This window comes from Candidatus Planktophila sp. (assembly GCF_040402275.1).
In the GTDB taxonomy this organism is placed as follows: domain Bacteria; phylum Actinomycetota; class Actinomycetes; order Nanopelagicales; family Nanopelagicaceae; genus Planktophila.
In genome coordinates this window covers 31,360-53,305 of the sequence record NZ_JBBAMW010000003.1, presented here as the reverse complement: position 1 = coordinate 53,305, position 21,946 = coordinate 31,360, and the positions used below count along the sequence as shown (strand labels likewise).

The 21,946-nt window shown below is 44.8% G+C and carries 23 protein-coding genes; 7 read left to right on the top strand and 16 right to left on the bottom strand.

What is annotated here, in order from left to right; genetic code table 11:
• Positions 1 to 15: 15 nt before the first annotated feature.
• The 11 genes from AC9UEY_RS01415 to AC9UEY_RS01365 form a co-directional block, all read right to left on the bottom strand.
• Positions 16 to 780 (bottom strand): type III pantothenate kinase, encoded by a 765-nt coding sequence (locus AC9UEY_RS01415; RefSeq protein WP_509536720.1) that lies wholly within the window; start codon positions 778 to 780, stop codon positions 16 to 18.
• Positions 781 to 782: 2 nt separating this feature from the next.
• Positions 783 to 1,535, bottom strand: coding sequence for a 4-phosphopantoate--beta-alanine ligase (locus AC9UEY_RS01410; RefSeq protein ID WP_509536717.1), 753 nt, complete (start codon positions 1,533 to 1,535; stop codon positions 783 to 785).
• Between the two features lie 56 nt (positions 1,536 to 1,591).
• A complete protein-coding gene (folK, locus tag AC9UEY_RS01405) occupies positions 1,592 to 2,041 on the bottom strand; it encodes a 2-amino-4-hydroxy-6-hydroxymethyldihydropteridine diphosphokinase (RefSeq protein WP_509536714.1) in 450 nt (149 codons plus the stop codon).
• A complete protein-coding gene (gene folB, locus AC9UEY_RS01400) occupies positions 2,038 to 2,400 on the bottom strand; it encodes a dihydroneopterin aldolase (RefSeq protein WP_509536712.1) in 363 nt (120 codons plus the stop codon). Before folB ends, folK begins: the two co-directional genes overlap by 4 nt.
• Positions 2,397 to 3,152: a dihydropteroate synthase gene (gene folP, locus AC9UEY_RS01395; RefSeq protein WP_509536710.1), complete on the bottom strand. Its 756-nt coding sequence runs from the start codon at positions 3,150 to 3,152 to the stop codon at positions 2,397 to 2,399. Before folP ends, folB begins: the two co-directional genes overlap by 4 nt.
• Positions 3,153 to 3,157: 5 nt before the next feature.
• Positions 3,158 to 3,760, bottom strand: coding sequence for a GTP cyclohydrolase I FolE (gene folE / locus AC9UEY_RS01390; protein WP_509536707.1), 603 nt, complete (start codon positions 3,758 to 3,760; stop codon positions 3,158 to 3,160).
• Positions 3,747 to 5,795, bottom strand: coding sequence for an ATP-dependent zinc metalloprotease FtsH (gene ftsH, locus AC9UEY_RS01385; RefSeq protein ID WP_509536704.1), 2,049 nt, complete (start codon positions 5,793 to 5,795; stop codon positions 3,747 to 3,749). Before ftsH ends, folE begins: the two co-directional genes overlap by 14 nt.
• 25 nt (positions 5,796 to 5,820) lie before the next feature.
• Complete coding sequence (gene hpt / locus AC9UEY_RS01380) at positions 5,821 to 6,372, bottom strand: hypoxanthine phosphoribosyltransferase (protein WP_509536701.1); 552 nt, start codon at positions 6,370 to 6,372, stop codon at positions 5,821 to 5,823.
• 8 nt (positions 6,373 to 6,380) lie between these two features.
• A complete protein-coding gene (gene tilS, locus AC9UEY_RS01375) occupies positions 6,381 to 7,343 on the bottom strand; it encodes a tRNA lysidine(34) synthetase TilS (protein ID WP_509536699.1) in 963 nt (320 codons plus the stop codon).
• A 61-nt stretch (positions 7,344 to 7,404) separates the two neighbouring features.
• Positions 7,405 to 8,196 carry a DUF2705 family protein gene (locus AC9UEY_RS01370; RefSeq protein ID WP_509536696.1) on the bottom strand — a complete coding sequence of 264 codons (792 nt, stop codon included), beginning with the start codon at positions 8,194 to 8,196 and terminating at the stop codon, positions 7,405 to 7,407.
• A complete protein-coding gene (locus AC9UEY_RS01365; protein WP_509536693.1) occupies positions 8,196 to 9,101 on the bottom strand; it encodes an ABC transporter ATP-binding protein in 906 nt (301 codons plus the stop codon). Before AC9UEY_RS01365 ends, AC9UEY_RS01370 begins: the two co-directional genes overlap by 1 nt.
• 26 nt (positions 9,102 to 9,127) lie before the next feature.
• Here AC9UEY_RS01365 and metZ point away from each other — a divergent pair, with 26 nt between their 5' ends.
• Positions 9,128 to 10,354 (top strand): O-succinylhomoserine sulfhydrylase, encoded by a 1,227-nt coding sequence (gene metZ, locus AC9UEY_RS01360; RefSeq protein ID WP_509536690.1) that lies wholly within the window; start codon positions 9,128 to 9,130, stop codon positions 10,352 to 10,354.
• Here metZ and AC9UEY_RS01355 read toward each other — a convergent pair.
• Positions 10,343 to 11,200, bottom strand: a complete 858-nt coding sequence (locus AC9UEY_RS01355) for a heme o synthase (RefSeq protein ID WP_509536833.1) — start codon at positions 11,198 to 11,200, stop codon at positions 10,343 to 10,345. The two genes, metZ and AC9UEY_RS01355, sit on opposite strands and share 12 nt — an antisense overlap.
• Before the next feature lie 114 nt (positions 11,201 to 11,314).
• Here AC9UEY_RS01355 and AC9UEY_RS01350 point away from each other — a divergent pair, with 114 nt between their 5' ends.
• Complete coding sequence (locus tag AC9UEY_RS01350) at positions 11,315 to 11,470, top strand: hypothetical protein (RefSeq protein ID WP_509536687.1); 156 nt, start codon at positions 11,315 to 11,317, stop codon at positions 11,468 to 11,470.
• 16 nt (positions 11,471 to 11,486) lie between these two features.
• On the top strand, positions 11,487 to 12,566 hold the full coding sequence (locus AC9UEY_RS01345) for a YncE family protein (protein WP_509536684.1): 1,080 nt from the start codon (positions 11,487 to 11,489) through the stop codon (positions 12,564 to 12,566).
• Here the strand turns inward: AC9UEY_RS01345 and AC9UEY_RS01340 are convergent.
• Positions 12,563 to 13,744, bottom strand: a complete 1,182-nt coding sequence (locus AC9UEY_RS01340) for a D-alanyl-D-alanine carboxypeptidase (RefSeq protein WP_509536681.1) — start codon at positions 13,742 to 13,744, stop codon at positions 12,563 to 12,565. The genes AC9UEY_RS01345 and AC9UEY_RS01340 overlap by 4 nt on opposite strands.
• 22 nt (positions 13,745 to 13,766) lie before the next feature.
• On the opposite strand from AC9UEY_RS01340, the gene AC9UEY_RS01335 reads away from it, so the two are divergent.
• Entirely contained in the window at positions 13,767 to 14,414 is a 648-nt protein-coding gene (locus AC9UEY_RS01335) for a TrmH family RNA methyltransferase (protein WP_509536679.1), read from the top strand.
• Positions 14,411 to 15,574: an MFS transporter gene (locus tag AC9UEY_RS01330; protein WP_509536677.1), complete on the top strand. Its 1,164-nt coding sequence runs from the start codon at positions 14,411 to 14,413 to the stop codon at positions 15,572 to 15,574. The genes AC9UEY_RS01335 and AC9UEY_RS01330 overlap by 4 nt, the downstream gene beginning before the upstream one ends.
• On the opposite strand, the gene AC9UEY_RS01325 is transcribed toward AC9UEY_RS01330, so the two are convergent.
• Genes AC9UEY_RS01325 through AC9UEY_RS01315 form a run of 3 tightly spaced genes read right to left on the bottom strand, consistent with a single transcriptional unit; the run spans position 15,522 to position 18,326 of the window.
• Positions 15,522 to 16,001 carry a low molecular weight protein-tyrosine-phosphatase gene (locus tag AC9UEY_RS01325; protein ID WP_509536674.1) on the bottom strand — a complete coding sequence of 160 codons (480 nt, stop codon included), beginning with the start codon at positions 15,999 to 16,001 and terminating at the stop codon, positions 15,522 to 15,524. The two genes, AC9UEY_RS01330 and AC9UEY_RS01325, sit on opposite strands and share 53 nt — an antisense overlap.
• 25 nt (positions 16,002 to 16,026) lie before the next feature.
• Positions 16,027 to 16,977, bottom strand: a complete 951-nt coding sequence (locus AC9UEY_RS01320) for a tetratricopeptide repeat protein (RefSeq protein ID WP_509536671.1) — start codon at positions 16,975 to 16,977, stop codon at positions 16,027 to 16,029.
• A gap of 23 nt (positions 16,978 to 17,000) precedes the next feature.
• On the bottom strand, positions 17,001 to 18,326 hold the full coding sequence (locus tag AC9UEY_RS01315; RefSeq protein ID WP_509536668.1) for a N,N-dimethylformamidase beta subunit family domain-containing protein: 1,326 nt from the start codon (positions 18,324 to 18,326) through the stop codon (positions 17,001 to 17,003).
• Positions 18,327 to 18,421: 95 nt separating this feature from the next.
• Between AC9UEY_RS01315 and nicT the strand changes: the two genes are divergently transcribed.
• A complete protein-coding gene (gene nicT, locus AC9UEY_RS01310; protein ID WP_509536665.1) occupies positions 18,422 to 19,609 on the top strand; it encodes a Nickel transporter NicT in 1,188 nt (395 codons plus the stop codon).
• Between the two features lie 184 nt (positions 19,610 to 19,793).
• A complete protein-coding gene (locus tag AC9UEY_RS01305; protein WP_509536662.1) occupies positions 19,794 to 21,932 on the top strand; it encodes a DEAD/DEAH box helicase in 2,139 nt (712 codons plus the stop codon).
• The last annotated feature ends 14 nt before the right edge of the window (positions 21,933 to 21,946 follow it).

Below are 21,946 nucleotides of genomic sequence, written 5' to 3'. Positions count from 1 at the left end.
GCCAAGCCTACCGACTTAGGCATTTCGTTCGTGAATTAGGCGAAGTCCGATGAGGGTCAAATCAGGCTCGTGGTGGTCGATTGTTTCTGAAACTCCGATGATCAATGGGGCTAATCCACCCGTTGCAATAACTGTTGGCTTTTCAGAATAAGAATCCATTAGCTCTGCTGTGATTCGATCAACGAGACCATCAACCTGGCCAGCAAATCCATAAATAGTTCCAGATTGCAACGCCTCAACTGTGTTCTTGCCTATGACATTTTTTGGTCTGATTAATTCGACTTTGCGAAGCTGGGCAGCGCGAGCAGCTAACGCATCAACTGAGATTTCAATTCCAGGTGCCAGTGCTCCACCTAGAAATTCTCCCTTTGGTGACACAACATCCAGATTTGTTGAAGTTCCAAAGTCCACCACAATTGCCGGTCCACCGAACAGAGTGTGAGCAGCCAAGGTATTAACAATGCGATCTGCGCCAATTTCCTTTGGGTTATCAACTAATAGTGGCACACCAGTTTTAATCCCTGGTTCAACAATTGTGACTCGAACATCCGCAAAATAATCGGCAATCATTGTGCGAAGTTCGCGCAATGTGGCAGGAACAGTTGAGCAAACAGCTAAACCAGTCATCTTGTAATCCTCTATCAAAGCGCGGTACTGCAGCCACAACTCATCAGCGGTGCTGCGAGGATCAGTTTTGACTCTCCACGAATGAACCAATTCCTTATCATCAAAGATTCCAAGGACAGTATTTGTGTTTCCAACGTCAACTGTTAATAACATTGTTATCTCCCCACCAGTAGCATGTTGTCTATCAATCGAACTCCCTCAACCCATCCAGCAATAATTGCTCGACGGTTTTCTGTGCCTTCATCTGCTAAGGAAAAATCCTTTTCATCAATAATTGTTGCGTAATCCTTATCAAAGCCAGGCTCCATAGATAGCGTCGTGTTTAGTATTTCCTGGGCAATTTCTACTGTTGGGGCTAGCTTTGCAGCCGCTAGCGCCCGGTGAATAACCAATGCAACATTTCGGCCTGTTTCACTCAGTCGCAGATTGCGTGAAGACATTGCTAAGCCATCAAATTCGCGAACTGTTGGAACGCCAACGATCTCAACTTTGCTCTTCATTGCTTTAATGATTGTTAACTGCTGAAAATCTTTTTCGCCAAATACAGCTTTGTCTGGCTTTGCAATTGCACACAGCCGATCTATAACTGTTACGACACCATCAAAGTGACCAGGACGTGAAGAACCTTCATATAAATTTCCTAGCGCTCCAGCACTTAAAGTTTTGAATCCCTCTGGATATAAATCTTCGTACTCCGGAAACCACACCTCAGTAGCGCCAGCAATTGTTGCAATTTCGATATCACGCTCTGGTGATCGTGGATACTTTTCTAATTCTGATGTGTTCTCAAACTGCAATGGATTTACAAAGATGCTTACGATTACATCTTTATCCAATGTGCGCGCACGTTTAATCAACGCTTGGTGGCCTTTATGCAAGGCGCCCATTGTTGGCACTAATACAGTCATTTCAGTGGCTCCAGTCCTTTCGTGGGGTACCGGGCGAGATACATAAAAGTTTACCTCTAAGCAGGCAATTGCTCCAAAAGTTCTTTTATCGCTCCATGCGTAAGTAGGATTGCATCAGGCTCAATTTCAAACCATGGTTCTAGAACAAAACGACGCTCATGTGCGCGTGGGTGCGGCAGCTGCAGTTCATCAGCTTTGCTTAATAACCCGCCGTATTGAATAAGGTCTAAATCAATGGTTCGGGGTCCCCAGTGCTCAATTCTTTCGCGGCCCAAGCTCTTTTCGATGCCATGTAGCAATGACAATAGATCCATTGCCGGTAACTCACTGTCAATAATGCACACCGCATTTAAGTAATCAGGTTGCTCCGGTCCACCAGCTGGTGCGGTTGTGTAATAGCTAGATACTAATTGCACATCAGTTGCCTCTCTAAGTAATGCAATTGCTAGATCAAGATTCTCTTTTAGTTCACCAATATTGGCACCAAGTGCGATGACAGCTTTCATCTGGTTCTAGTTACTACAACTGCAATATCTTTTAGTTGCGCAGCAACAGGTGCTTGAGGCTTATGCACAGTGACAGTCACAGACTTAACTTTCAGATGGTGATTTAGCACTCGCTCTGCAATTCGCGCTGCTAGCTTTTCAATTAAGTTAACTGGATTACTTGTTATCTCTTCGACAACCAAATCTGTAATCTCAGCGTAATTAACTGTATCTGCAATCGCATCTGATTGTGAAGCTGCTTTCAAATTGACTACAATTGTTAGGTCAACAAAGAAATCTTGACCATCTTTGCGCTCTTGTTCAAACAATCCGTGAAAACCAAAACCATGGATGCCTGTTAGAACAATCTGATCACTCATTGTGCCAACACCTCCTTATGTGGTTTCACGCTATGAACTCTAACCGCCCACACACCTGTGGTGGCAAGTCGCTTCGTTAAATCAATTGTTGCTTGTTCGCGTTCATCTGGAGAGTCCCCACCTAGAAAACGCTTGCGTGAAGCACCGATTAATACTGGATAGCCCAAACCAACAAAGGCATCGATTGAATCAATGATCCTCCAGTTTTGTTCGGCATCTTTAGCAAAACCCAGACCTGGATCAATTATTAGATTGCTAACTTCAATACCTGCATCCAAGGCAGCAGTAATACGCTCTTGTAGCTCTGAAATCACGTCGATGACGACATCGTTATAAATAGCCTTTGAATTCATATCTTTTGACTGTCCGCGCCAGTGCATTGCAATATATGGCACCTGTGAGCGTGCAACGGTTTGCAGCATGTGAGGGTCCGCTAATCCCCCGCTGACATCATTAATTATTGATGCACCCGCTTTAATTGCAGCCTCTGCTGTACTTGCACGCATTGTGTCGATGCTGATTCTTGCGCCACTTTTTGCAAGTTCAGTTATTACTGGAATAGTGCGTTCTATTTCTTCTGCTTCACTTACTCGTTCTGCGCCAGGTCTAGTTGATTCACCACCGATATCAATGATGTCAACACCTTCTGCGATCATTTCAAGACCGCGCGTAACTGCAGCATCGAAGTCGTTATGTCTTCCACCATCGGCAAAAGAGTCAGGGGTAACATTTAAGATACCCATGATCAACATGAGAATTACGCCTTAGTGATAAGTGAAATTGCTTCTGCGCGTGTAGCAGGATTTAACAATGCGCCACGAACAGCAGATGTTGTAGTTCGAGCATGTGATTTCTTAACTCCACGCATTGACATGCACAAATGCTCACAATCAATAATCACAATCACACCTAGTGGATCCAAGATTTTTACCATCGCGTCTGCAATCTGTGTAGTTAAACGCTCTTGCACCTGTGGACGCTTTGCATACAAATCAACTAAACGAGCAAGCTTTGATAGACCGGTGATCTTTCCGCGCGGGATATAACCAATATGTGCAACGCCGTGGAATGGAGTCAAATGATGCTCACAATGTGAAAATATCTCGATATCGCGAACGATCACTAACTCTTCATGGCCAATATCAAAAGTAGTAGTTAAAAAATCCTCAGGTGATTGCCATAATCCTTCAAAGTTTTCCTTCATGGCGCGTGCTACTCGTGCAGGAGTTTCTTTTAATCCTTCACGATCAGGATCCTCGCCAAGGGCTATAAGCAGCTCACGAACGGCCTTTTCAGCACGTTCCTGGTCATAAGGGCCAGATGCGCGACCATCAGAGACAGTTACTTTATTTACCGTCACTTGCAGCCTTCTTACGACGTGTTGGTTTCTTTGCTGCAACAGGTGCCACAACAACGCGCTCTGGAACATCCACTGGTGGTTGCTCAGATGGAATGCGAGAAGCAGAACCAGTCCATGCAGGACGCTTTGTCACTAGCTTCACCTTCTTAAAGATAGCAGCGATTTCATCCTTGTTCAAAGTTTCCTTTTCAAGAAGTTCAATCACCATCTCATCAAGAATTTTGCGATTGGCAACCAAAATATCAAATGCTTCTTGATGTGCATTTTCAATTAGACGACGAATTTCGCGGTCAACAACGCCTGCAATGTTTTCGCTGTAATCGCGTTGATGTCCATAATCTCGACCTAAGAATGGTTCAGAAGCGCCGCCGCCAAGTTTGATTGCACCAATTGCTTCTGTCATTCCGTATTGAGTAACCATTGCGCGAGCAAGCTCTGTTGCCTTCTCAATGTCATTTGAAGCACCAGTTGATGGATCATGGAAAATTAGCTCTTCTGCTGCTCGGCCACCTAATGAGTACGCCAACTGATCTAGTAATTGATTACGAGTTGTTGAGTACTTATCTTCATCTGGTAACACCATTGTGTAACCAAGCGCACGACCGCGAGGCATGATCGTGACCTTGTGAACAGGATCTGTGTGTGGCAAAGCATGTGCAACAAGTGCGTGACCGGCTTCGTGATAAGCGGTTACTCGACGTTCATCATCGCTCATCAAACGAGATTTACGTTGTGGACCGGCCATAACGCGATCAATAGCTTCATCTAGTTCTGGATTTCCAATTGCTGACTTGTCTTCGCGTGCAGATAAGAGCGCTGCTTCATTGAGCACATTTGCTAAATCGGCACCTGTAAAACCAGGGGTGCGACGGGCGTAATCAACTAGCTTTACCTCATCGCTCAGTGGCTTGCCCTTTGCATGAACCTGCAAGATCGCTTCGCGACCCTTGAGATCTGGACGATCAACAGCGATCTGGCGATCAAAACGACCTGGACGCAGCAACGCAGGATCTAAGACATCTGGACGGTTTGTTGCAGCGATCAAAATAACCTGTGAGTTTTCCTCAAAACCATCCATCTCAACAAGTAGTTGATTAAGTGTTTGTTCACGTTCATCGTGACCACCACCCATACCTGCGCCACGTTGGCGACCGACAGCATCAATTTCATCAATGAAAACAATTGCAGGTGCGTTTGCTTTTGCTTGATTAAACAAATCGCGCACACGCGCTGCGCCAACACCAACAAACATTTCCACAAAGTCAGAACCTGAAATTGAATAGAAAGGAACCCCTGCTTCACCGGCTACTGCGCGAGCAAGAAGTGTCTTACCTGTTCCTGGAGGACCGAACAGCAAAACACCCTTTGGGATCTTTGCACCAAGGGGTGCATACTTTTCTGGCTTTGCAAGAAAATCTTTAATTTCATCTAATTCAGCAAGTGCTTCGTCAGCTCCTGCTACATCTTTAAATGTTGTCTTAGGAACATCGTTGTCTTGTAATTTGGCACGTGATTTTCCAAATTGGAATACCTTATTTCCGCCTTGAGCTTGACTCATCATCCAGAAGAACAAGAAACCGATGAGTAAGAATGGAACGATTGAGAAGAGGAATGAGATCAGTAGTGACTGCGAAGGAACCTTTACATTCCAGCCTTTTGAAGGTGGATTAGCTGTTAAGGCATCAACCAGCGTTGGTTCTTGACGTGCAACATAGAAGGATTCAACCTTTGAGTCACCATTAATTGTGTTGCCAGGAGTAAGTATGAGACGAATCTTCTGATCTTTATCAACTAGCTCTGCTGAGAGAACCTTTGACTGAGTAATCGCATCGATAGCCTGAGAGGTTTCAATTTGTGTGTATTTATTACCCGCAGATGAGATCTGACCAAAAACTGTAACCGCAAAGATTGCAGCGATAATCCAAAAAAGAGGACCACGAAATATTTTGCTGCCTGATGAGGCAGGCTTCTTTGACGTGTTCTTGCTTGAGAAGCTTTTCTTTGTCGGTTTCTTAGACTTTTGCGCTTGTGACATATTTGGGAATTCTCGTTTCTAATTCTTATTCATACATGTGCTTAGCAAGCACACCAATGAAGGGAAGGTTGCGGTACTTTTCATTAAAATCAAGGCCATAGCCAACTACAAAATCTTTTGGAATATCAAAACCGACATACTTCACATTTACTTCAACCTTTGCTGCCTCTGGCTTGCGCAAGATTGAAAGAATCTCCACTGATCCAACTCCGCGTGATTCAAGGTTTGCCTTAAGCCAAGAAAGTGTCAAACCTGAATCAACAATGTCTTCAACGATCAATACGTTACGACCAGTAATGTCTCGATCTAAATCTTTAAGAATTCGCACAACTCCGCTGGACTTAGTTCCGGATCCGTAGGATGAAACTGCCATCCAATCCATATCTATATGGCGCTGCAGTGCGCGTGAAAGATCAGCAACAGCCATAACCGCACCCTTTAAGACTCCAACAAGTAAAAGGTCTTTACCTTCGTAATCTTTATTGACCTGTGCGGCAAGCTCTTTAATACGTGCTTGCAACTGTTCTTCGGTCACGATTACCCGTTCGATATCGCCCTTGACTACTTCTAAATCCACGGTTCTCCCTATGGTCGGTGCGGTGAGAGCGAAAGTCTGCCCGAAATTCGCTCAACCTTCACACCGCCCGGCAAATTGAGCGCACCTTGACCGTTCCACGCGGAGATTAGCGCCTCAACCGCACTCACATGCTCTGCTGAGACCGATCCTGAAGGAGCACCAGCTGCATAGATGGCAGATCGAAGAATTCGGGTCCGAATTGCTCGAGGCAAGGATTCAAGATGGGAACAATCCAAATCATGAAGATCTAGATGAATCTCTTCACGTTTTGCCCAATGATCGAGTGCATCTGCGTCATCTCGCAAGAGGTGAGAGCTTCGAGCCAATGCATTTGAAATTCCTGGACCAATACTTTTTTCTAAAACCGGAAGCGCTTCAGTGCGAACACGTACACGTGCAAACTGTGCGTCTTGGTTGTGTGGGTCATTCCAGTAATCCAAACCGACTTCCTTACAAAACTCTTCATTTTGGTTTCGAGTAATTTCTAGGAGTGGTCGAACATAGATTCCATTGTGATGTGCCATTCCAGATAGCGACCGAGTTCCGGAACCACGTGCAAGTCCTAACAATACTGTTTCAGCTTGATCATCTTTTGTGTGGCCAAGAAAAACTGCAACTGCATTTTCTTTTTTGGCAACTCTGCTGAGTGCTTCATATCTGACTTTACGTGCTGAAGCTTCTAAACCTTCTTTCATGTCAACAGTGACTTTCTCAATTACACACCTCAGACCAAACTTTGAAAGTTGGTCTACAACTTTTTCTGCTTGAGTCGATGAGGCCGCTTGTAGTTGATGATCAACAGTTACACCAATAACAGTGATCGCAAGTTTTTCTGCTTCAACTGAAAGTGCGTAAGCAAGTGCTAAAGAATCTGCACCACCGGAGACGGCAACAAGTACTCTGTCTCCAGCTTCATATTTTTCCAGCCATGTTCGAACCGTGTTTCGAACTGCAGGAACTGCTGTTGTCATAGGACAAGAGTAGTGCTGGTCTAGACGCGACCACCAGATAGCACGAGATTTTTGAGCGTCGCTAATTAGCCACATCACGACGGACAAAGAGCACTGAAGCAACAATTGCTCCAACTGCTACATATAGTCCACCAACAGTGAGTGCATGCTTATAGCTCAGATCTATTGCTCCACCAGAGGCGATTGCAGAAAGCTGGGCACCGGGTAACCAACTCTGTAGAGAGTTTTTCACTGCAATCAATAAGTTTTCAACAATCAATAACCACAAAACACCAAAGGAAATGGCACTTATTGGTGAGCGCAAGAGAAGTCCCAAAACCATTCCTACGATTCCAAATGCGACAACGGAAATTGTGACATTTATAAAAGTTGTGAATATGGCATCAAAACCAGCGGATGTGAACCAAAGATCTGTGCTCACTTCGGCACCTGGGGCAAGAATGTAAGAGATTGCGATACTAACAACAGCAGCGATAGTGATCATCGCGACTGCAAAAAGCGCCATAGAAATTAATTTACCAACAAGGATTTTCATTCGGCCTGGTTGACGAATCAATAAGTTGCGCAAGGTTCCGTAGGTGTACTCCTGGGCTGTTTGTGCCGCAAATACACACAGTGCAATGATTCCTAAAAACCCACCAACAGATGCAAAACCATTAACGGATCCACTAGCTAGCGCCAAAACTTCTCGACTAATGGATCGACCTCGATCACCATTTCCTTGCGGTGAATCAATCATCAAGTAAATAAATGAAGTGATCAGGCCGGTAAAGAAGAGTGCAGCTCCCATGGTGCCAAAAAATAATGTGGGACGACGCAGTTTGCGTAGCTCTGCTTTGACAACATTAAACATTACTTATCCCCCGTCATTTCAAAGAAGGTCTCTTCCAGGTTGGGCAGCTGGGGTGCGAGTTGGGCCAATGTGATCCCTGCATCAAATGCTGCTTTATTAAGCACTGGCGCCCACTCCATATCTGCCAAGACATGAACTGAATCATTTCTAATGACTGCGTGATGTCCTGCCTTTTCGGCAATCTCAGCAATGCGCTGTAGCTCTGAGTTATTAAGTGATTTAGCAATAATTGTTGGTTGCTGCTGAGCCATTAATTCTCCAATAGGACCAGCAAAAACAATCTCACCCTTTCGCAACATAACAATGTAGTCGCTAATAATTTCTAGCTCGGATAACAAGTGCGAGGAAACAAATACCGTTGTTCCTTCATTTGCTAAGTCGCGCAATAGAGCACGGACTTCTTGAATTCCTTCAGGATCTAAACCATTTGTTGGTTCATCCAACATCAATAACTTTGGCTCGGGTAGAAGCGCTGCTGCAATTCCTAATCGCTGCTTCATTCCAAGTGAATACGTTTTAAACTTTGACTTTCCGCGATCTCCAAGTCCAACTTTGTCTAGTAACTGCTGTACTCGCTCAATTGGAAACCCACCAAGCTTTGCAAGAACCATTAAGTTCTCATAACCCGACAGTGCTGGATAAAAAGCTGGCCCTTCAATCATTGCGCCAACGCGACTCAAATACTTTTCTGGATGCTCAATTGGCTCACCAAGAATGTGGCCCTGACCAGTTGTTGGAGTAATAAGACCCAACAGCATTCGCATAGTCGTTGTCTTGCCTGATCCATTCGGGCCAACAAAGCCACACACCGTGCCCAAAGGCACTTCGAAGTTGATATGTGAGACCGCTAAGCGGTCATCATATTTTTTGGAGAGATCTGTGACTGAAATAGCAGTATTAGGCATGCCCCTTACTCTGCCACAATTAGCCCATGAGCAAACGACCTTGGGGTTATCAATCTCGTAAGGATTCACTGGGACCTGACTGGGAATTACACCCCCAGACACATTCAGTGCGCACAGGTTTGGCTCGATCTGGTTTTGGTGAAACATCTGAAGCTTTGTATCTAACAAGTGGCTTCACATACACATCTGCTGAAGAAGCTTTTGATTCCTTTGCCGAAGAAAATGATCACTATTTATATGGCCGTTTTCATAATCCAACAATTGCGATGTTTGAGCAGCGACTTGCGGCAATTGAAGGTGCTGAAATGTGCGTTGCGACAGGCTCAGGAATGTCTGCAATGTTTGCATCCCTTGCCTGCTTAGTTGAGCAAGGTGACCACGTAGTTGCATCTGCTGCAATGTTTTCTTCTTGCTATGTTGTTATTACAGAATTTTTGCCTAAGTGGGGTGTCACATACGAATTAGTAAAGGGTAATGATCCTGCTGCGTGGGCAAAGGCCTTAAGTAAGCCAACTAAGGCTGTCTTTATTGAATCACCAAGTAATCCATTGTTAGAGATCGTTGACATCAAAATGGTGAGCGAGCTTGCACACAAAGTTGGTGCAACTGTAATTGTAGATAACGTCATGGCTTCACCTGTCTTGCAAAAGCCATTACAACTTGGAGCAGATGTGGTTATGTATTCGGCTACCAAGCACATTGATGGACAAGGTCGAGTGCTAGCTGGCGCACTACTTGGTTCTGCAAATTACATTGTTGAAAAACTTCTACCGTTTGTTCGTCACTCAGGTCCTGCACTCAGCCCATTTAATGCCTGGGTGCTTGTTAAGTCATTAGAAACAATGCATATGCGTGTTGAGAGTATGGTTTCAAATGCACAAGCAATTGCTGAATTCTTAGAAAAGCAGCCTGCAATCAAAACTGTTCGCTACCCCGGATTGAAATCTCATCCTGGTCACGAATTAGCAATGAAACAGATGAGCAATGGCGGCGGAAGCACAATTGGTATGGAATTTAAAGGCTCTCAGGAAGAGGTCTTTGCATTCATGAACAAGCTTTGCGTCATAGATATTTCAAACAACTTGGGTGATAGCAAGTCTCTTATTACTCATCCTGCATCCACCACGCACCGCCGTTTGGCTCCAGAAGTTCAGGCAGAGATGGGCATAACAGCATCAGTGCTGCGTTTGTCTGTTGGATTAGAACACTCATCAGATCTGATAAAAGATCTGGAACAAGCCTTAGCTAAGTAGTTGGGCTGCAACAAGTACAACAGAAAGCAAGCTTAAGTAAGTAATAGACCACTGGAAAATCTTTCCGGCAACTTTTCCATACTCTGGCGAGCCTTCTTTGAGAGCAAGCAATTGACGCGCAAAAACTAATCCAAGTGCAATTGTTACAACCATCGACCATGTTGGCAGCTTTGCAGAACTGATTAACCAAATTGATGATGCGATCATCAGGGTTGTGTGGAACCACATTTCACCAAGTACGCGACCCTTTGTTGCAACTACAGGGAGCATTGGTGTGCCTGCCGCCGCGTAGTCATCTTTGTATTTAATTGCTAGCGCCCAGAAGTGTGGTGGGGTCCAAAAGAAGATTACAAAGAAAAATGCCCAAGGTGTCACTGACAATGAATTTGTTACCGCTGCCCAACCGATTAGCACCGGCATACATCCTGCAGCGCCACCCCACACAATATTTTGTGATGTGCGTTGTTTCAGCGCCATTGTGTATACGACAACGTAAAAAACAATTGCGATAAAGGTCAACAAGGTTGCCAGCGGAGTTGTAAAGAGCCAGAACATAACTAGGGAAAAAACTCCAATTACCCCTGCAAAAATTGTTGCATTTGTTTTTGAAATCAGGCCCGTAACAATTGGACGCTTTGATGTTCGCGCCATTAATTTATCTAAATCACTTTCAATAACCATATTGAATGCATTTGCACTACCCGCAGCCAAAGTTCCTGCAAAAATTGTTGCGATAGCCAAGCCAAAATCTGGCAAACCTTTTGCCGCCAAAACCATCGCAGGTAAAGTGGAAACGAGCAATAGCTCAACGACCCGTAACTTCATTAGGTCTAGGTATCCCCGAATAGCGATGCTCACTCACCAAGATTACTCAGCGATTTAATTTGTGCATCACAGTCTCCTCATAGGGACAATAGTTACCTTGCTCTCAACCAAGGGTCCTAGAGAAAGAATGTGGCCATGACTGAGAACAACAAGCCCGAATGGTTTGAGATCGCAGAAAATGAGGGACCAGCGATGCCACCCAAGCCATCTAAAACTTTGCCAATCCTGCCATTTCGCAGGGTCCCAACAGATAGCCCGAGTGATAACGCTTATGAATGCGACGATGTCTGACTAGTACAGTTAGAAAATGCGCAACCGCTTCCTAACTTTAATTCTCATAACTTCGCTCTGTGCCATCGCAATACCGGCCCAGGGCGAAGTTGTTTCACCCGAACTAAAGATGAAGTTAATCAAAACAATTAATGGTTCAATTGCACCAAAATCGGTTAGATCATCAGGTGATGGTGTGGTTAGCGCTCATAACATGATGTATCGACATTCAGTCACTATTTATGATGCAAAGACTTTTGAATTACTTCATACAGTTCCTGACTCTGTTTCACTGCAGGACTTCGGGTACTCCAAAAGCACATCAATCTTCAAGGGTGCACCAGTTGAAGGAACATTCTCACCAGATGGTAAGTACCTCTACGTGAGCAATTATGCGATGTATGGTCCTGGATACAACAAAGAGGGACATGACACTTGTTCTCCAGAATCTGGGTACGATAAAAGTTTTGTCTATCGAATCAATCGCAGTAATTATGAAATAGATGCAATCTACCCAGTTGGATCTGTTCCCAAGGTTGTAGAAGCAACCCCTGATAATAAATATGTTTTGGTTGCTAACTGGTGTTCTTACACAGTGTCAGTCATTTCTGTGGAAGCTCAAAAGGTTGTTCAAACAATCAAAATTGGTCGTTATCCAAGGGGTATCGCAATCTCTAATGACTCAAAGCGTGCATATGTAGCTGAAATGGGTGGCAACAGAATTCATGTCATTAACTTAGAGGATTTCACAGTTTCCTACATCCCAATTGGAAGCAACCCTCGCGCAATAGTTCTATCACCAGATAACTCAAAGATGTATGTGACTATGAACCTTTCGGGCAAAGTCGCATCATGGGATTTGATTGCAAGCAAGCCTGGTAAATCTGTAAAAACTGGGGAAGCCGCCCGTAGCTTGGCGATTTCCTCAGACGGATTAACAATGTTTGTTGTTAACTTTAAAAGCAACACCATGTCCAAAGTGCGAACAAGTGACATGAAAGTCTTAGAAACGATTAGAGCATGTGCTGAGCCAATCGGTGTTACCTACGATGTACCAACAGGCAATACCTGGGTTGCATGTTACAAAGGACAGATAAAGATTTACTCCAACAATTAAGGGGTTGGACTAATCTCTGCAGGAATATTTGGAGCAGCAATTCTTCCAAGAACTCGATCAATTGCAGCCCGTGCTTTGTTAAGAGCAGCATTTCCTTTTGCTATGTCATCTGCAAGGGTTACAAAGACATATTCACGATCAGTTGATTGAACATAACCTGCAAGTGTTGCGGTGCCGTTTAGTGTGCCGGTCTTTGCGCGCACCAAGCCCACAGCAGATGAAGCAGTTGTCGTAAACCTGTCCTGCAATGTTCCAGAGACTCCGCCTACAGGAAGAGATTGATACAAAAGTGCATACTTTTCATCTTTACGAATCTTGTACAAAAGTTCGCCCATTAGTTTTGCGGTGATCTTATTTTGCTTAGACAACCCGCTTGCATCAGCTACAACTAATTTGCCGTCATCAATTTCTAGTTGGGTCAATAGTGTGCGGAATATTGTCTCGATGCCCTTGATGTTGGGAGAATAACCAGCAGCTCGGGCTGCTAATCCAGCCAGTCGATCGGCCAATAAGTTATCGCTCCACAGCATCATAAAATCAAGAATTTCTCTAACTGTAGGTGAGTTCTCTGAGACGACGAGATCACCTTGGGCCATATAGGCTTCTTCATCTTTAACCTGTTTAAAAACTGGCTTGAATCCACGCTTTGCCCAAAAAGCTTTTAGATTAGCAACATCTTTCGAGTAGAGATTGCTGTAAATGACTTTGTAGTTTTTTAAGGAGCCGCCATTGGCCTTTTTAATGGCCGATAAAGTATTGAAACCCATATACGGCAAGGAAGCACGGTTCATTTTGCGAGCAACATTGTGATCCAGGCTAATCCACGGATCAAGTGATCCTCGGATAACAACCGTCTTTCCCTCAGGTGCAATATTTATGGTTGTGTTAAACACTGATTGTGGATCTAAATACTCAAGAGTTACAGCGCCAGCTAAAACCTTCATGACAGATGCTGGTTTGCGTTGCGAGTAAATATTTTTTTCGTAAATGATCTGCCCTGTTGTGCCGTCAATAACGATCATGGCTGGATTAGACAGCGTCGGAACTTTAAGAAGTTCATCAAATACTGCAGGGATTGAGTCAGGGCCTAAAGCAGCATCTGCCGGTGCAATCGGAAGAATCAGCGCAAGGCAGACCGCAAATATTCTTCGGAGCGCAACCATGTTGAAGGTAGACATCTGTTCAGTTTAGAGTGCACGCATGTCTTCTCCAACCACCCCCGCCAGTATTGGCCCAGGGGAATTTTTTCCCGTTGTAGGAGTCGGACCTCATGAAAAACCTTGGCCAGAAGGTGATCACTACGATCCTGAATTATTACTGAATGGTGATCGTCGTAATGTTTTAGATCATTACCGATATTGGAGCGTTGAAGCGATTGTTGCCGATTTGAACACTAAGCGTCACAAACTTCAGATCGCGATTGAAAATTGGCAGCACGATTTGAATATCGGATCGGTCGTTCGTACAGCTAATGCATTCAATGTTTCTGCTGTTCATATTATTGGAAAGCGTGACTGGAACAAGCGTGGGGCAATGGTGACAGATAGGTATCTAACAGTTATGCATCATCCAACAGTTGAAGATTTTGCTGCATACTGCAAAGAGCAAAACTTACCGATCATTGGAATTGATAATGTGCCAGGATCAAAGCAGCTAGAACCGGCAGTTCTGCCTGAGAGTTGTGTTCTTCTCTTTGGTCAAGAGGGTGCTGGCATGTCAGATGAAGGTATTGCAGTCTGCGAAGTTTTGTATGAGATCAATCAATATGGCTCGACTAGGTCGATGAACGCCTCTGCAGCGGGTGCGATTGCGATGTATCACTGGGCGTTACAACACCTTCCACGATGAAAAGAAAGTGGCTCTCCAAGAATCTAGTTGTCTTAACCTTAGTTTCTCTTACACAAGATGCTGCAAGTGATCTTTTATATCCACTGTTGCCTCTGCTATTAGTTGGTGTTATAGGCGCAGCTCCATTGGCCCTTGGCATTATTGAAGGATGTGCTGAAGCTGCAGCAGGCTTTTCAAAACTATATGCGGGAAAATTCAGCGACAAGTTTGGTCGTAAGCCATTTGTTGTCGCTGGTTATACATTAGCTGGCCTCGGAAAAGTCTTTGTCGTACTCGCAACTACATGGCCTTTGGTTTTCTTTGGTCGAGTCACTGATCGCATCGGTAAAGGAATTAGAAGCTCGCCTCGCGACGCATTAATTAATGACTCAGTTGACACAAAAGATCTTGGGAAGGCATTTGGTTTTCACAGAGCCGGTGACAATTTAGGAGCTGTTATTGGCCCTGCGTTGGCGTTAATAGGGTTATCCCTTCTCAATGATGATGTGCGGGCTGTGGCTAAATGGGCTTTAATTCCAGCTGTTTTATCAGGTCTACTAACATTTTTAGTAAAAGATAACTTTGTTAAACCAGCTAAAAAAGAGGTAAGGGTTGCAAGTACCTACAAACTATCTGCTGGTTTGAAGGTAAGAATTTCTACGCTAGTAGCAATTCAGCTTACTAATATTCCAGATGCACTTTTATTGCTTCAACTCCATCAGATTGGTTTTTCTGCCAAGGGTGTAGTTGCTTCTTACATGCTATTTAGTGCGGTTTCAGCATTACTTGCTTATCCTGCTGGAGCGTTCTCTGACAAGTTGAACCCGCGTATCGTTTACGCAATTGGTTTACTTTTCTTTGCTTTTGGCTATATAACTTTAGGAGTGACTGAAAATCACACACTTGCTATTGTCGCAATTGTTCTTTATGGCGTTTTCCCAGCATTAACAGATGGGGTTGGAAAGGCGTGGATTGCATCTTTAAGTCCACAAGAACACAGAGGAAAGATTCAAGGTATTTATCAATCATCAATGAATTTTGCAATCCTTGGTGCAGGAATTTGGGGTGGTGCCACATGGACCAGTAATGGCACACAGTGGCCATTAGTTGTTGCAGGTTTTGGTGCGCTTATAGGTTCTTTAGTTCTCGTAACAATCCGTCCACAGCCTTTTCAACCATAGCTAAAGTTTCTTCATAAGCTGCATCAGATTGGTTGTAAGGATCAGGGACTTCTAGCTTGAAGTAATCTGCTGAACTTGGATCTAAGCCTTTTAGTAAAGGATCAAAGTTTCGCAAATAGAAAACTTTGCTGCGATGCTCTTCATTTTCAGCCAATGAAACAACGTTGTGATAATTACTAGAATCCATTACCAAAATCAGATCGTGGACAAAGAAATCATTTGCCTTAAATTGCTTCGCTATATGGGAATGCTTGTATCCAGCGGCTTCCCAAATCTTTTTCGATGAAGGGTGTGGACCTTGTCCGATATGCCACGAGCCAGTACCTGAACTATGAACTTCAATGCGCGGAGTTTTCCAATCAGCGGTTTTGCCCGCCAGAACAGCAGCTGCCATAGGTGAGCGACAAATATTGCCGAGGCACACCATCGTGATGCTGAGTTTGTCCCTGCCTTTAAGTGAGGAGATCAAGCTCTGGTTCATCTTCCAGCGCTTCCTGCACAGTCTTTAAGCGGCGTTCAATCTCATCTGCTTCTTCACCCCGACCTTGCATGCGCAAAATCTTGGCGATTCGAGACTCAACATCCACAATAAATTCGAAATCTTTTGGCTCATCTTCACTAACTATTGCCAACACATTCTCAAGAGTTGCTAAACCATCATCATACTTTTCAAGCAAGATCTGTGCCTTGCCAAATTCGAAGGTTGCAAATGTTTCACGACGATGATCGTGGCCTGTTTCAAAAACATCAATAGCTTTGCGAGCAGTTTCTAAAGCTAACTCACCCTGACCAAGTTCAATTAAGCACGATGCCATTTTTTGATCGCAACGGGCAACATGAATGACTTCTTTGTTTCTTTTAAAGAAAGATCTTGCTTCTTTAAATGCTTCGATTGCTTTTTCATAATTCTTCAATTCGCGCTCTGCGCAACCAATCAGGTGCAGATCATTTGCTGCACCAATTTCATTACCGTCAACTAAATGCTCTTGTGCACACTCATTCATAGTTATGACAACTTTGTCGTACTTCTTTGATGTGTACCACCACTCGCCAAGTGTGCAAGCAAGTTCAAGTGCAATGGGTGATTTATTTTCCCGAAGTAATTCAACCGCTTTACTCATTGCTAATGCTGCTTCATCCATACGCTTTAATTGATTTAGGTTATAACCAATTGCTGAATATGCTTGAGCTAATCCTTCAGATGGTGCTTCTTCACCAAGTTGTGAATAAATATCACGGGCGGTTTCAGCTAATGCAAGTGCTTCGTCATATTGACCACGTGCATAAATTCGCGCACTTAATTCGTAATAGGTGCTGGCACGTTCTTCGCCTTCGACCTCGGGGATTCGATCCCACAACATCTCTTCGCTGATGAGTTCTTCTAAGCCATCATCTTCGCTCATGAGCAAAACCTATACGGATTGGCTTACGAACGAGTGGGAATATCTATCTGCGCCACAGGCCATTTTGAAGTTTTGACAGTCTTAAGAACCGCTTCGGTAACCTTTTGAATCTGTTTTTGAGCCTGTAAGTCGAAGGTGTGACCCCAAGGGCAACGGTTAGAGATCGCACAGACCCAACCGTTGGTACCCATATTCATTACAGCTGCCCCGCTAGGCGCTGTGTAATAAGTACTCATTGCAACGAAACCTTTTTCCGTTGGGCTTATGACTGCTCTGGCAAGAACCTGAACTCCGGGTCCTCTCGTTCCCATGGCTGTGTCCGCCTCGTAACCATAAATCCCTTTTATCTGAGCATCAATTCCAAGTACTGAAAATGGCCACACATTGTTTGACACTAAATCTTTTCGTATTGCTACTGCAAAGTATTGCGAGCCAAGTAGAAGGGATTCGGGTTGTCCAATTTCACGATAAGGGGTTCTGCCAGAAATTTTACGCGCCTTAATTTCAGTGATTGCATATCCTGTGTTACCACCAAAAACAATGAGATTAATTCCAGATGCAACAGCGTTTTCAAAATGTTGGCGCATGTTTCTGGTCCAATATTCGCTGTGTCCACCCACAACAATTGAGCGAGTTTGAGCAAAGACTTCTGGGTTTGAATCAACTTCTAAATCAGTGATGTAATTAATGTCTAAACCATTCTTTTCCATCAAGGTTATAAGTGGCTGTTCCATATATCGAAATTGTCCTGAGCCATCACCATCGTATGGTCGATCAAATGAAACTACAGATGCTGCGGTTTCGCGATTGCCATCAGCTCCTTTGTACAAGGACTCTCCGCCCCACTGGTTATATGACTGCCACGTAAGTACGGATGAAACGAAAGTTAGATCATTAGCACCGCTACCTGTAATCACTAACGGAACAAAGGTGCTTGCTCGCTTAAGGCTTCGCAACTTCAATAAATACTGCCCAGGAATCATTGTGCTATCTACCGTTATTGATTTAGGTGATACAAGAGTTCGAATGAGGCGAGCGCCTGTGTTTTTGTAATAACCCATTCGATAGATCTCAACCTGAAACTTTTTAGATTCCACCGTAGTTAAAGAGACTGTGTCGCCACATGTCGCAGAAGCTGAACTTACAAAGCCTTCAATCCGTGGAACCTCTTTGCGGCGCGTGAAATCAGCGCTGAAACGAAGTGGCACATCCGCATCCCACTTAGCGTCTCCCTTTTTAAGGTTTTCCCGTTGGACCCATCCGGGGTTTTGATCCCACGAGCAAACCTTGGCTTGGGCCGGAACCGGAGTGAGTCCCAGCAGTAAGGCCAGAACAAGCAGCAACTTCATGCTTGTAACCCTAGGGGCAATTTCAAATAGACACCTCTTTGAGCCTGCTTTACCCTTCTACTTGCAAATCATTCGCATATACCACCAGGAGCGCCGTGAACCAGATAGTCCAGGAGCCAATCAAGGTTGCCTTTCGTGACCGCCTAACTCGGGATGAGTGGCGCCGCATGGCAGCCATGTTCGGATTCATACTCTTCTTGCACGTTGCAGGCGCAAGTTTGATGTGGAAAGCAACTACCGGAAATTATGTTTTAGCAGATGGAACTTTGTTTGGTTGGGGCACAGCCGCCCTTGCCTACATTTTGGGTATGCGCCATGCATTCGATGCTGATCACATCAGTGCCATTGATAACACAACTAGAAAATTAATGTCTGAAGGCCAACGTCCATTAGCGGTTGGTTTCTTTTTCTCGCTCGGTCACTCATCAGTAGTTTTCCTACTCACCATTTTGCTTGGCTTTGGTATCAAGACTCTTGGATCACAGCTAAACGATGATGATTCGGCACTACAGCACTACACAGGACTAATTGGAATTTCAGTCAGTGGCACTTTCTTGATGATAATCGGAATCTTAAATTTAATAGTCTTAGTTTCAATCGTTGGTGTCTTTTTTAAGATGCGCCAAGGTGCATATAACGAAGAAGAGTTAGAGAAGCACCTGGACTCTCGTGGGTTACTAATGCGTTTCTTCGGTCCTATTGCCCGTCGAATCGATGCTTCATGGAAGATGTATCCGCTAGGAATTTTATTTGGTCTGGGTTTTGACACTGCAACTGAAGTAGGGCTACTAATTCTTGCGGGATCATCAACCATTGCAGGGCTGCCATGGTGGGCGATGATTTCATTGCCATTTTTCTTCGCCGGTGGAATGAGCTTGCTTGACACTATTGATGGATCGTTTATGAACTTTGCTTATGGTTGGGCTTTCTCAAAGCCTGTTCGCAAGGTGTACTACAACATTATTATTACTGGCCTCTCTGTAGCGGTTGCACTTTTCGTAGGTGGGCTTCAAATTCTCCAAATTTTTGCCCAACAGTTGAATCTAACTGGTGGTATTTGGGATTCTGCACTTGCCTTTGACTTAAATAGTGCTGGGTACTTTATTGTTGCCTCTTTTGTAGTTGTATGGACCGTTGCATTGTTGTTATGGAAGTACGGCAAGATTGAAGAACGTTGGCATAACAAGGCACATGAAGCCCAGTTATCGCGCGGAGAAGAGTCAGATCACACCGCTGCAGGAATTGGACTAGGACCCATTAAAGACGGCTTTAAGATCGATTAAATCTGGTGGTAATGAGTACGAATAATCCACGGTAGAATTATCCCGTCGGTGCGACCGCACCACAGTACTTCCCCCAAGTGCTGCTATATGCAGCACTACATGCGAGTCTTATTTTCGCCCTAGCCGCCAAAAGTGCGAGCTATACCCGAGACGCGCTTGTCGTCTCGATTGGTATGCATTTTCTATGTCTCTACAACCACGTACTAGCGCGCCCGGAAAAGCTCGTCGCGCAGCATCAGCAGGAAAGCCTAAGCGCACGAAGAAGGCTGCTGAATTTAAAGAAGCAGCTCCTAAGGCACGTCACACCACTGCACAAAAAGCAGCACGCAAGGGTGCGGCTGTAAAGCCAGCGACTAAAAAGCCTGCATCAACTCGTCGTTACTCAGATGTTGATACAACTGCAACATCAAAGAAGGAAACTCGCTTAGTAGAGCGTTCAAAGTTGCGCGCCAAGCGTTATCAAGAACAAACTGCATCAAAGCCACGTCCAACTGAAGAACCAGCAGAGCGTTCAGCACGTATTGAGCGATCACAGCGTCCAGATTCACGTGCAAAGAAGTTTGTTAAAGAACGCGAAGTTCGCGAATCAGCACCACGTGCAGAGCGAACAGAACGCACTGAGCGTCCAGCATCTCGTCCAGAGTTTAAGAAGACATATAAGAAGGCAGAACGCCCAGAGCGTCCAGCATTCAAGCGCGAAGATTCACGTCCAGCATTCAAGAAGGATTCGGACACTCGTCCGACAACACGTCGCGATGCGGTGAAAGCAAAGATCGCTCGCACAGATGATGGTCGTCCAAACTTCGAGCCACGCAAGCGCGAAAAGTTTGATCCAACTCGTCCGAAGAAGTCCAGCGTTGCACCAGATACTCGCGCAGCTAACTTCCGCGCAGAGCGTCCAGTACGCGATCGCCGCAATGATTCATCAGCCTATGCTCGTGATGATTTCAAATCTCATTCAAAGTCTCACTCAAATGCAGCGATCGATTTCGGTGCAGATGACAACTACATTTCAGCAAATCTTGCAGATGCAAACCTTGTTGATGCAACTCCCCTAACTGAGATCACAACAACATTTGCTGATCTGGGTATTGCAGCTCCACTTGTTAACGCACTGAGCAAGCAAGGAATTTTGCATCCATTCCCAATCCAGATTGCAACATTGCCAGATGCGCTAGCAGGCTACGATATTTTAGGTCGCGGACAAACTGGTTCAGGAAAGACTCTTGCATTTGGTTTGGCACTTCTTAACAACTTAAATGGCAAGGTTGCAAAGCCCCACAAGCCATTGGCACTTGTTTTGACTCCAACTCGCGAACTTGCACAGCAGATCGATGAAGTTTTGATGCCACTTGCTCGTTCAATTGGTCACGAATCAGTTGTTGTTGCTGGCGGAATGTCGTACTCAAAGCAGATCACTGCGATGCGTCGCGGAACAGCAATCTTGGTTGCAACACCTGGTCGTTTGATCGATCTACTTAACAAGGGTGAAGTTCAATTAGATCATCTTCAAATTACTGTTCTTGATGAAGCAGATCAGATGGCAGACATGGGCTTCTTGCCTGTTGTTAAGGAAATTCTTGATCAGGCAAAGCTTGATGGTCAGCGTCTTTTGTTCTCTGCAACTCTTGACCGTGGTGTGGATTCATTGGTTCGTCAGTACTTGAAGAACCCAAAGACTCACTCACTACAAAACGATCGTGCATCAGTTTCGACTATGGAGCACTACGTATTGGTTATGAACCCAACTGATAAAGATGACATCACAAATCAGGTTGCGGCACGTAACGGAAAAACTATTTTGTTCGTAAAGACTCAACGCGGCGCAGATCGCTTAGCTGACAAGCTTGCTCATGCAGGTGTTCCAGTTGGTGCATTGCACGGTGGAAAGTCTCAAGCAGTTCGTACACGTACTTTGGCTTTGTTCAAGGAGACAGCAAATGCCGCGCTAGTTGCAACAGATGTTGCAGCACGTGGTATTCACGTTGATGGAATTTCACTTGTTGTACACGTAGATGCTCCAACAGATCACAAGGATTACCTGCACCGCGCTGGTCGTACAGCACGTGCTGGTGAGGCCGGAACTGTTGTAACTCTTGCGACAACACGTCAACAGAAATCAATCGGCGGACTGACACAGCGTGCTGGCGTAACCCCTAAGTTTGTTGGAGTTACACCCCTCAGCACTGAATTAATGAAGATTACGGGCGCACAGGAGCCAACAGGTATTCCTTACATCGTGCCAATCGTTGAAAAGTCTGTGCGTAGTGGTGGAAAGCGCCCTCGTCCAAACTCTAGTCAGCGTCGACGCCGTCCTCACTAATTAGTACAGTTCGC